Genomic DNA, 11530 nt, shown 5'->3' on the forward strand with positions numbered 1-11530 from the left:
CCCCTCAGGGCATTTTGCGGCGGCATACATTAGCAGGGTTTGCCGGGTTAGCGGCTACTCACATGCTGCTCCAGGAGGATCCGATTGGAGAGAGAGACTAGCTCACCCTCATCGGTCAGCAATGTGGTTTTAACCGTGCCGATCTCTTCGATCTGACCTTCGACCTCGCCAACACGCACTTGTTGCCCAACCTGATACAACTCACGCACATAGATTCCCGCAAGAATCTGGCCGGCAATTTCCCGGCTTCCCAACCCCATGGCCAGCGCAACCGCCAGACCAACGGTAATCAATACGATCACGATCACATGGTTCAGCAGGTCAGTCTTGACCTCCAACTGGCTGATCGCGACCGAAATACTGATGATAATTACCAGACCCTGGGCAATTCGCCCCAGCCCTGCGGCGTAATCCAGCCCTACGCCTTCTGCTGCTCCACGCACCAGCCCGTTGGCCAGTTGTGCCAATAAAACACCTACCAGCAGCACCAGCGCGGCGCCAAATACTTTCGGCAAATACAGCGCAAGCATGTCCAGCGTAGCTGAAACTCGTTCAAGTCCAAGGGATTCCGCGGCCGAAACCAGAAAAATCAGCAGGACGAACCAATAGACAATTTTGCCAATGAGCGTCGAAATCGGTACTTGAAGGCCGGCCCGGGACAGCAATTTTGTCAAACCGGTACCGCCCATCAGGCGGTCGAGGCCGAGCTTGGCGAGCAACTTGGACAGCAAAGTATCCAAAAGTTTCGCCACGACGAAACCCAACAGCAGCACGACCAGTGCGCCGAACAGGTTCGGAATGAAATTCGCAACCTTGGTCCATAACGCAGTCATTGCAGTGACGAGGCTCTGAGTCCAGAGATCAAGTTCCATATTCAATCAGCCTTATCAGCAGTGCGAACGGTAGGTTTACGGTGACGGGAAACCGGCGAGACGTGCGCCGATCCGTTGTTCAAGGCAATCATCAGCGCGGGCAGCCAGCGGCCCAGCAGACTGAACAGATCGCCGGCGCCGACCTGGCGGTTGGCGGTTTTCAGGACACGCCCAAGGCACGCATCGTCGTCGCGGGTAGACGGCGAAGCGTTCAGCATGTCACGCAAAGACTGTTCAAACGGATCGTGCATACGCACCTCTCGTGATGTCTGTGAAAGACGCGGTCAAATTTCCCCGGGTCACATGGCGCATCGTCATACCCAGCGCAAACGTCGGAATAACCACCACTGCCCCAGCGCCACCGAGATCATCATCAGGCAGGCAATCAGGAAGCCGTACGGGCTGGCAGAGAACGGAATTCCCCCAACATTGATACCCAAAAGACCGGTCAGAAAACTCATCGGCAAAAAGATCCCGGTGATGATCCCGAAGCGGTACATCGTGCGATTCATGCGCACGCTCAAACGTCTGTCCTCGGCCTCGAGGACCAGCCCCACCCGCTCCCGGGTCAACTCCAGTTCCTCGAGATAACGGGTCAGGCTGTTGTTCAATTCGTTCCAGTAGTCGCCGTCATCTTCGACAAACCAGGGCAGTTTTATCCGGGTCAGTTGTCCGAAAATTTCTCGCTGCGGTGCCAGGAAACGTTTCAGCGCAGCAGCCCTGCGACGGATCTGCAAAATGGAATCATGTTCGGGCGAATACCGTTCGTCGGCATCCAGTTTTTCTTCTTCCTCATCGACCACTTCCGAGAGGCAACTGACCAGATCCTGCACCTTGTTGGTGAGGTACTGAGCCATATAAAGGATGAGTTCGGAGGCGGTTTTCGGTCCCTTGCCTTCGGCGAGCTGCACCAGCAACTCGTCAGTGGCGCGCAATGGACGCAGGCGCAACGAGATAACCCGCTGTGCCGAGGCGAAGATCCGCACCGAGACCATGTCTTCCGGCTCGGCCCCGGGGTTGAGATTGACCCCACGCAAAAATAGCAGCAGTTCGCTGTCGGAAAGCTGTAAAAGACGCGGACGGGTGTTTTCTTCAAGCAGCAAATCACAACTGAATTCACTCAGACCGCTGGATTTACGTAGCCAGGTCTGGGTTTGCGGGTGACTGCGATCCCAATGCAGCCACAGGCTTTCATGGGCCTGCAGTTGCAAGTCATCGAGTTCAGTCCGGGCTATCGAACGCGCACCGCCTTTACCATCCAGCACCAGGGCATGCACCAGCCCCCACTGCGCGTTTTCTTCCTCGAACATCCTCATCCCTTCAGTTGGTGCAACGCTTATTCAGGCATTTTCAGCGGGCTTGGCGAGATGATCACGCCATTATTGTCCGCATAGATGTACTCGCCCGGACGGAACGTCACACCGGCAAACGTCACCACCACATTGAGATCGCCGAGCCCGCGCCGGTCGGATTTCCTCGGATGGCTGGCGAGGGCCTGAACGCCCAGATCGGTCTGCGCGATGATATCGACGTCGCGGATGCAACCGTAGATCACCAGCCCTTCCCACCCGTTTTTCGAGGCTTTCTCGGCCAGCATGTCACCCAGCAACGCATGACGCAGGGAACCGCCCCCATCGACCACCAGCACCTTGCCATTGCCTTGGAGCTCGACCTGCTCCTTGACCCGCGAGTTGTCTTCGAAGCACTTGATGGTCACGATTTCGCCGCCGAAGGAATCGCGGCCGCCGAAATTGCTGAACATCGGTTCCAGCACCTGCACCAGTTCCGGATAGGCGTCGCACAGGTCGGGCGTGATGTAATGGTTCATCGAGAAACTCCTGTAAAGAGGAAGACAATCGAGGATGTCGCAAAGTGACCGGAAAAGCTTAATGCGTCATATCTTAGCCGCAAGCCAATCAGAGCGGAATGCCCTTGATAGAGCATCAGGCTCAGATTGCCGCAGCCAAATCCGCTTTTTCACCGAGCAATGGCGTGTGCTGATCCGACAGCCAACGCGCCACCAGCGGCCAGACTTCGGCTTGAGCGGCTTTGCTGACCAACATTTCCACGTGACCGAAATTATCGCCGAAGCCCTGCTCTCGGCCAAGATTGATGAATTGCTTGTGCTCGGAACCCATCTGATCAAACAGCTTGCGGCACGCCCACGCTGGATCCTGATGGTCACCGACGGCGCTCACGGCCAGCACCGGGAGCTGAACGCCAGCCAATCCGGCCCACCAATCCTTGTCGGCATCGCCAAAGCGCCCAAACAAGCCATACCAGCGCATGCTTTCCAGGGCCAGGCCAATCGGCTCGTCCTCCGGGCCGCGTTTGAGCCTTGATCCCGAGAGTTGCGCAAAACGCTTGAGAATGAAGCGTCCGCTCCACTCCACCGGCGGAATTTTCAACGGCCAGTAAGTGCGGCTGACTTGCGTACCGAAGAACGCCGCAGACGCGACGACCGGCTCGCCGATGTACTCGCCACCCAGCGCTGCCGCCAGGGTAATGCCCCCCAGCGAGTGACCGATCCAGTGCGGAATCTGGCCGCTTTGCTCGCGCACGAACGCGCCAATGGCCGGCAGATCATAACGAGCGTAGTCGGCGACGCGGTTCTTGCGATAGTTCTGGTTGCGCTGCGACAGGCCATGGCCGCGCATTTCCGCGATCCACACATCGAACCCCAGACGCGCCAGATAAGCACCCAGCCCCAGACCTTTTGGGGAAAACCAGAAGCGCCGATTGGAAAAGCTGCCGTGCAACAGGATCACCGGCACACCACCGTGTGCGGGCTCGTCCGCCATGCCCAAACGAGTGACGGCCAGCTCCACCGTGCCGTCAGGGCTGTTGCCGGGTTTCAAACGATAGACGTCTTCGCTCAGATCGCCGCGCCGCTCGGCGCTGATCAGGGCGACAGGAAATAGGTTGCTGCTGCTTTGCATAATGCTCTTGCACAAAAAAGGGCGGCATCCAGATGGAGCCCGCCCTACTTGAATCTTAAAGCCCCGGCCACTTGACCGAGGCTTCATTCACATCAAGCCGAAGCCTGACCTTCCGCCAGGAAGAACCAGGTTTCCAGTACGGAGTCGGGGTTCAACGAAACGCTTTCGATACCCTGCTCCATCAGCCATTTGGCCAGGTCCGGGTGGTCCGAAGGACCCTGACCGCAGATACCGATGTACTTGCCCGCCTTGTTGCACGCGGCAATGGCGTTCGCCAGCAGCTTCTTGACCGCAGGGTTACGCTCGTCGAACAGGTGCGCGATGATCCCGGAGTCACGGTCCAGGCCCAGCGTCAGCTGAGTCAGGTCGTTGGAGCCGATGGAGAAACCGTCGAAAAACTCGAGGAATTCTTCAGCCAGGATTGCGTTGGACGGCAGTTCGCACATCATGATGATGCGCAGACCGTTTTCGCCGCGTTTCAGCCCGTTCTCCGCCAGCAGGTCGATGACCTGGCTCGCTTCGCCCAGAGTACGGACGAACGGCACCATGATTTCAACGTTGGTCAGGCCCATCTCGTTGCGCACGCGCTTGAGGGCGCGGCATTCGAGCTCGAAGCAGTCGCGGAACGATTCGCTGATGTAACGCGAGGCACCACGGAAGCCCAGCATCGGGTTTTCTTCTTCCGGCTCGTAGAGCTTGCCACCGATCAGGTTCGCGTATTCGTTGGACTTGAAGTCCGACAGACGCACGATGACCTTTTTCGGCGTGAACGCAGCGGCCAGGGTGCTGATGCCTTCGACCAGTTTATCGACATAGAAGCCAACCGGATCGTCGTAACCGGCGATGCGCTTGTCGACGCTGTCCTTGATGTCCTGTGGCAGACCGTCGTAGTTCAACAGCGCTTTAGGGTGCACACCGATCATGCGGTTGATGATGAACTCCAGGCGGGCCAGGCCCACACCGGCGTTCGGCAGTTGCGCGAAGTCGAAGGCGCGGTCCGGGTTGCCGACGTTCATCATGATCTTGAACGGCAGATCAGGCATGGCTTCAACGGAGTTTTTCTTGATGTCGAAGCCCAGCTCACCTTCGAAGATGTAACCGGTGTCGCCTTCGGCGCAGGAAACAGTCACGCCCTGGCCGTCTTTCAACAACTGAGTGGCGTTGCCGCAACCGACCACGGCCGGAATGCCCAGCTCACGAGCGATGATCGCCGCGTGGCAGGTACGACCGCCACGGTTGGTGACGATGGCGCTGGCGCGCTTCATGACCGGTTCCCAGTCCGGATCGGTCATGTCGGAGACCAGCACATCGCCTGGCTGGACTTTGTCCATCTCGGACACGTCCTTGATGATCCGTACCTTGCCGGCGCCAATGCGCTGGCCGATGGCGCGACCTTCAACCAGCACGGTGCCGGTTTCTTTCAACAGGTAACGTTCCATGACGTTGGCCTGGGTGCGGCTCTTCACGGTTTCAGGACGGGCCTGAACGATGTAGAGCTTGCCGTCGTCGCCGTCCTTGGCCCACTCGATGTCCATCGGGCACTGGTAGTGCTTCTCGATGATCATCGCTTGTTTGGCCAGTTCGCTGACTTCGGCGTCGCTCAGGCAGAAACGTGCGCGATCGGCCTTGTCGACGTCGATGGTCTTGACCGACTTGCCGGCCGTGGCCACTTCGCCGTAGATCATCTTGATGGCTTTGCTGCCCAGGTTGCGACGCAGGATGGCCGGACGACCGGCTTCCAGCGTGCCTTTGTGGACGTAGAATTCATCCGGGTTTACCGCGCCTTGTACGACGGTTTCACCCAGGCCGTAGGCGCCGGTGATAAACACCACGTCACGGAAGCCCGATTCGGTATCGAGGGTGAACATCACGCCGGCGGTGCCGGTTTCGGAGCGGACCATGCGCTGTACGCCGGCCGACAGGGCCACCAGCTTGTGATCGAAGCCCTGGTGGACGCGGTAGGAAATCGCGCGATCGTTGAACAGCGAAGCGAACACCTCTTTGGCGGCGCGAATGACGTTTTCGACACCACGGATGTTCAGGAAGGTTTCCTGCTGACCGGCAAAGGAAGCGTCCGGCAGGTCTTCGGCGGTAGCGGAAGAGCGCACGGCCACGGCCATGTCAGGGTTGCCGGCCGACAGCGTGGCGAACGCGGTGCGGATCTCGGCGTTGAGCTTCTCGGGGAACTCGGCTTCCATGATCCATTGACGGATCTGGGCGCCAGTCTTGGCCAGGGCGTTGACATCATCGACGTCCAGGGCGTCGAGGGCGGCGTGGATCTGATCGTTCAGGCCGCTCAGTTCCAGAAAATCACGATAAGCCTGAGCTGTCGTGGCGAAGCCACCGGGCACCGATACACCGGCACCTGCAAGGTTACTGATCATCTCGCCCAGGGATGCGTTCTTGCCCCCCACATGCTCAACATCGTGTTTGCCGAGCTTATCGAGGGAAACTACGTACTCTACCAAGGTGATCTCTCCACTAACTGTGTTGGAAAAGCTCAGAAGCCGGCGCTCCGAAGGAGCATTTGCCAGCTGTATGGCCTGGACCTGGAAAATAAGTGAGAATGCGGGCCAATGGCGGCCGGCAAATCGCGCCTATCATATCCAAGAATGAACATTAGCTTAAGGCCCAAGGTGCAAATGAAACGATCTGCTTTCTTCATCTCCGATGGCACCGGCATCACAGCCGAAACCCTGGGTCAAAGCCTCCTGGCGCAGTTCGAAAACATTACCTTCAGCAAATTCACGCGGCCGTACATCGACAACGTGGATAAAGCGCGGGCCATGGTACAACAAATCAACAAGGCCGCCGAAACCGACGGCTTCCGGCCAATCATCTTCGACACCATCGTCAATCAGGACATTCGTGAGATCCTCGCAACGTCCAATGGTTTCATGATCGACATTTTCTCGACTTTCCTGGCACCCCTTGAACAGGAACTGACCGAGCATTCTTCCTATACCGTCGGCAAGTCTCACTCGATCGGCGGCAACTCCAACTACATGGAGCGCATCGAGGCGGTGAACTTCGCCCTCGACAACGACGACGGTGCGCGCACGCATTATTACGACAAGGCCGACCTCATCCTAGTGGGGGTGTCGCGTTGTGGTAAGACACCGACGTGCCTGTACATGGCCATGCAATTCGGCATCCGCGCGGCCAACTACCCGCTGACCGAAGACGACATGGAACGTCTGACCCTGCCAAACGCCCTGCGCGCCCACCAGCACAAACTGTTCGGCCTGACCATCGACCCGGACCGCCTCACCGCGATCCGCAACGAGCGCAAACCCAACAGCCGCTATTCGAGCTACGCACAGTGCGAGTTTGAAGTGCGCGAGGTGGAGAATCTGTTCCGCCGCGAGAACATTGCGCACATCAACTCCACGCATTTTTCGGTGGAAGAGATTTCGGCGAAGATCCTCGTGGAGAAAGGGGTGGAGCGGCGGTTCAAGTAAATCTTTAGCGCCTGTCCGGCCGCCTTCGCGGGCAAGCCCGCTCCCACAGTGATCTTCAGTGGACACAAGATTTGTGCACGACAGAAGTCCCTGTGGAGCAGGCTTGCCCGCGAAGAACGATTACGCGGTCTCGGCTAATGCCTCAACCAATGCCTCAAACCCTCGAATCAATAACCGATCATTCCCCGCCGAATTACACACACTCGCCCGAATGAACTGCGGCACCGTCCCATGCCCAACCGCAAACGCCTCGGCGGTGGCGACCAGGTAATTGTTCTCTTTGAGCTCCGCCGCAATCTGCGAAGCCCGCCACGGCTCGGGCACTTCGATCCAGAAGTGCGGGCTATCGGGATGGGTTTTGTACGCCAATCCCTCCAACACTCCGCAGACCAGGGCCTTGCGCCGGCCGATCTCGGTTATCTGCCGAGCCAGCAACTGCGCCGCATTACCGTTTCCGATCCAAAGGCTCGCCACCTCCAGCGCCAACGGGCTGGCCATCCAGCACGTTCCGCGTACTGCGGCGCTCAAGCGCCCGATCAACGGTTGCGGCGCATGCAGGTAACCGACGCGCAAACCCGCCGAAACCGCTTTGCTCAGACTGCCGATCAACACCGAGCGCTCCGCAGCGAAATAACTCAAGGGTAACGGCCGCTGCTGAGCCAACACCGCGTGGGCTTCATCCTCGAAGATCAGCAGGTTGTGCTGCCGACAGACCTCAGCAATCGCCTGACGCCGTGAGACGGACATCACCGCTGCCGTAGGATTCTGGATCGTCGGTGTGCAGTACAGCGCCGACACACGATGATTGCGGCAAACGTCCTCCAGCGCATCCGGCATCAGCCCTTCGTCATCCATCGCGACGCCGATCAGTTTGATCCCAAGCATGCGCGCGACGCTGATCAACCCCGGGTAAGTCAGGTGCTCTGTGACCACGGTATCGCCCGCCTTGAGCAGCCCCATCAAGGCACACAACAGACCGTGCTGACCACCGTTCACGCACACAATCTGCTCGGCGTCCGGCACAAACTGCTGGTGCCGCAACCAGTGCGCACCCGCCGTACGATAGCGTTGCAAGCCCACATCGGCGGTGTAGCCGCTGATGTGCTGCAAGGCTTCGGGATCGAGGGCCAGCGCCTGCAGGCTCTGACTCAAAAACAGCGCTTCCTGTCCCGGAATCGGCTGATTGCGGCTCATGTCGAAAAAAACCTGCGGCTCATCGCTGACATTGCGAAAGCCACCATCTCGCGGACGTTCCATCCCGCGCTGACGCACATAAGTGCCATCTCCTACACGAGCGACCACCCTTCCCACACGTTCGAGCTCGCCGTAAGCACGGCTGACGGTGCCGATGGTCACGCCGAGGCTGTCGGCCAGGAGCCGATGCGGCGGCAGTTTGCAGCCAGGTTCGATGACGCCTTCCTCGAGCGCTTTTTCCACGGCGTCCGCCAGGCGCTTGTACTTCACGCCCAGTCCATTGACGAGCCCGTCGCGCAGGATTGACACCATGGCAATACTTACTTTGACAGTCATTTGCGTCCCGAATAGCGTGCTTTAAACAGGTTCAATCAGGGATAGACCTTTTGCAGTTACAGGTCAATTGCGACGACAACAGGAACTCGACCATGCCCATCGCCCTCACTGCTCCATCAAGCCGCGAAAAAACCTGGCTGACCGCGCTGGTCACCAGCGTGTTGTTTCTGATCGTTTGCCTGAGTTGGGGCACAACGTGGCTCGGGATCAAAATTGCCGTTGAAACGGTGCCGCCGCTGACCGCCGCCGGCCTGCGTTTCCTGATCGCCTTTCCGCTGTTCCTGAGCTTCGCCTTGATACGTCGCGAGCCGCTGCTGTTCCCACGGGAAAGCCGCTGGTTTTTCCTGTTCGTCACGCTGTCGTATTTCAGCCTGCCGTATTACCTGCTCAACTACGGCGAGATGCACGTTTCATCCGGTCTCACCGCCCTGCTGTTCAGTTGCATGCCCGTGTTCATCCTGCTGTTTTCCGCGCTGTTTCTGCGGGAAAAAATCTACCCGTCACAAGTGCTCGGCATCGCCATCGGCTTCGGCAGTCTGTTCATGATTATCCGTAGCCAGGGCTTGCATCTGGACCATGCCGAACTGTTTGGGGTGCTGGCGATTCTCTGCGCGGCGGTGATGCACGCCTTGTGTTACGTGGTGACTAAAAAGCATGGCAGTGCTATCAGCGTGATCACCTACAACACGCTACCGATCGGCATCGCCGGTGTGATGCTGTTTGTCGCGGGGCTGAATGTCGAAGCGCCAGCGTTCAGTGCGATCAGCCTGCGCTCCTGGGGCGCCCTGCTTTACCTGGGGCTGGTGGCGTCAGTGGGCGGGTTTATCGTTTATTTTTTGCTGCTCAAACGCTTGAGCCCGATCATTTTGTCGTTTGTGTTCATCATTTTTCCGGTGTTCGCGGTGGTAATCGGCGCGTGGTACGAAGGACAAAGTCTTTCGCGCGAGCTGATGATCTATTCGGCGATCTTGTTGACCGGGTTTGCGATCACCAAATTGCCGATCGAAAAATGGTTGAGGGGCTAACACCTCACCAGCAGGAGCCGGCTTGCTGGCAAAACAAGCGCTGCGGTGTTTCAGATACACCGCGTAACGGCTATCGCCAGCAAGCCGGCTCCTACGGGTGTGTTGGGTTCGTCAGATCACGAACAGGTCCATGAAGCGGTTGACCGGCGTTGCCTCAAGCGCTGCCTGATCCTTGCACAAGGCAAAGATCTCGGCAGTGCGCTGGGCGGTGAAGCGTGTCGCCAGGTTGGCTTTGAACTTGTCTTCCAACAGCGGGATGCCGTCGGTACGGCGACGACGATGACCGATCGGGTATTCCACCACCACGTTCTCGGTGCTGGAGCCGTCCTTGAAAAACACCTGGATCGCATTGGCAATGGAACGCTTGTCAGCCTCCAGGTATTCGCGGGTGAAGCGCGGATCTTCGACGATGACCATTTTCTCGCGCAGCACATCGATGACCGGATGCGCGGCGTGGAACGCGTCTTCGTATTGCTCGGCCACCAGATTGCCGAACGCCAGCGGCACGGCGGTCATGTATTGGAGGCAATGATCGCGGTCCGCCGCATTGGCCAGTGGGCCGACCTTGGAGATGATGCGGATTGCCGACTCGTGGGTGGTGATGATGATTTTGTCGATGTCATGCAGGCGGTTTCTGACTTGCGGGTGCAAGGTGACGGCAGCTTCGCAGGCGGTTTGTGCGTGGAATTCGGCCGGAAAACTGATCTTGAACAGCACATTCTCCATCACGTAGCTGCCGTACGGACGGGAGAAACTGAAGACACGTTTGCCTTCTGGCTTGAGCGCCAGATCACTGTTGCTGTGGCTGAACAATACGTCGTAGAACCCCCACTGCCTGGCGGTCAGCACGCCGGGGATGCCCATCTCGCCACGCATCGCCATGTCGGCCAGACGCACACCTCGACTGGAGGCATCGCCCGCCGCCCAGGACTTGCGTGAACCGGCATTCGGCGCATGCCGATAGGTGCGCAACGCTTGCCCGTCGGCGAAAGCATGGGACAACGCCGACAGCAACTGCTCGCGATTGGCGCCCATGAGTTTGGCGGTGACAGCAGTCGAAGCGACTTTCACCAGAATGACGTGATCAAGACCTACGCGGTTGAAGGAGTTTTCCAGTGCGATCACGCCTTGAATCTCGTGAGCCATGATCATCGCTTCGAGTACGGCGCGCACGGTCAGCGGCGCGTCGCCATTGGCCAGGCGCTTCTGCGACAGATGATCGGCCACCGAGAGAATGCCGCCGAGGTTATCCGATGGATGCCCCCATTCGGCGGCGAGCCAGGTGTCGTTGTAGTCGAGCCAACGCACGATGCAACCGATGTCCCAGGCCGCTTTCACCGGATCCAGCCGGTAGCTGGTACCCGGCACGCGGGCGCCAAACGGGACGACGGTGCCTTCGACGATCGGGCCCAGGTGCTTGGTGCATTCGGGGAAGCGCAGGGCCAGGAGGCCGCAACCCAAAGTGTCCATCAGACAGTTGCGGGCGGTATCCAATGCTTCTCTGGATTCGATTTTGAAGTTCAGGACGTAATCGGCAATGTCCTGCAGGACCGTGTCGTAGTCGGGGCGGTTGTTCTGGTCGACGTTGGTGCTCATGTTCGATTCACTCGTGAAGTGGTTCGTTGATGGGACCTCGGTTCAGGGCTCAATCTCAGTGGGTGGCGCCGTTCTTATTATTGAAATGCAATCAACTGTGGGAGCGG

At 58.6% G+C, this 11530-nt stretch carries 10 protein-coding genes; 2 read left to right on the forward strand and 8 right to left on the reverse strand.

What is annotated here, in order from left to right; genetic code table 11:
* Positions 1 to 47: 47 nt before the first annotated feature.
* The 6 genes from Q7W83_RS17860 to ppsA form a co-directional block, all read right to left on the reverse strand.
* The gene (locus Q7W83_RS17860; RefSeq protein WP_008027407.1) at positions 48 to 872 is read right to left on the reverse strand and encodes a mechanosensitive ion channel family protein; all 825 of its coding nucleotides are present in this window, start codon (positions 870 to 872) and stop codon (positions 48 to 50) included.
* Positions 873 to 874: 2 nt separating this feature from the next.
* Positions 875 to 1123, reverse strand: coding sequence for a hypothetical protein (locus Q7W83_RS17865; RefSeq protein WP_007944521.1), 249 nt, complete (start codon positions 1121 to 1123; stop codon positions 875 to 877).
* 63 nt (positions 1124 to 1186) lie between these two features.
* Positions 1187 to 2182, reverse strand: coding sequence for a zinc transporter ZntB (locus Q7W83_RS17870; RefSeq protein ID WP_150633991.1), 996 nt, complete (start codon positions 2180 to 2182; stop codon positions 1187 to 1189).
* Positions 2183 to 2208: 26 nt separating this feature from the next.
* A complete protein-coding gene (rraA, locus tag Q7W83_RS17875; RefSeq protein WP_150633990.1) occupies positions 2209 to 2700 on the reverse strand; it encodes a ribonuclease E activity regulator RraA in 492 nt (163 codons plus the stop codon).
* A gap of 121 nt (positions 2701 to 2821) precedes the next feature.
* A complete protein-coding gene (locus Q7W83_RS17880) occupies positions 2822 to 3811 on the reverse strand; it encodes an alpha/beta fold hydrolase (protein ID WP_150653036.1) in 990 nt (329 codons plus the stop codon).
* Between the two features lie 92 nt (positions 3812 to 3903).
* The gene (ppsA, locus tag Q7W83_RS17885; RefSeq protein WP_150637863.1) at positions 3904 to 6279 is read right to left on the reverse strand and encodes a phosphoenolpyruvate synthase; all 2376 of its coding nucleotides are present in this window, start codon (positions 6277 to 6279) and stop codon (positions 3904 to 3906) included.
* A 174-nt stretch (positions 6280 to 6453) separates the two neighbouring features.
* Here ppsA and ppsR point away from each other — a divergent pair, with 174 nt between their 5' ends.
* The gene (gene ppsR, locus Q7W83_RS17890; RefSeq protein WP_008027418.1) at positions 6454 to 7272 is read left to right on the forward strand and encodes a posphoenolpyruvate synthetase regulatory kinase/phosphorylase PpsR; all 819 of its coding nucleotides are present in this window, start codon (positions 6454 to 6456) and stop codon (positions 7270 to 7272) included.
* A gap of 120 nt (positions 7273 to 7392) precedes the next feature.
* Here ppsR and Q7W83_RS17895 read toward each other — a convergent pair whose 3' ends face one another.
* Positions 7393 to 8802 (reverse strand): aminotransferase-like domain-containing protein, encoded by a 1410-nt coding sequence (locus Q7W83_RS17895; RefSeq protein ID WP_473656418.1) that lies wholly within the window; start codon positions 8800 to 8802, stop codon positions 7393 to 7395.
* 137 nt (positions 8803 to 8939) lie between these two features.
* Here Q7W83_RS17895 and Q7W83_RS17900 point away from each other — a divergent pair, with 137 nt between their 5' ends.
* The gene (locus Q7W83_RS17900) at positions 8940 to 9827 is read left to right on the forward strand and encodes a DMT family transporter (RefSeq protein WP_473657649.1); all 888 of its coding nucleotides are present in this window, start codon (positions 8940 to 8942) and stop codon (positions 9825 to 9827) included.
* A 111-nt stretch (positions 9828 to 9938) separates the two neighbouring features.
* Here Q7W83_RS17900 and prpD read toward each other — a convergent pair whose 3' ends face one another.
* Positions 9939 to 11423 (reverse strand): 2-methylcitrate dehydratase, encoded by a 1485-nt coding sequence (gene prpD, locus Q7W83_RS17905; RefSeq protein WP_150633985.1) that lies wholly within the window; start codon positions 11421 to 11423, stop codon positions 9939 to 9941.
* Positions 11424 to 11530: the final 107 nt, after the last annotated feature.

The sequence above is a fragment of the Pseudomonas sp. 300 genome, from assembly GCF_055803035.1.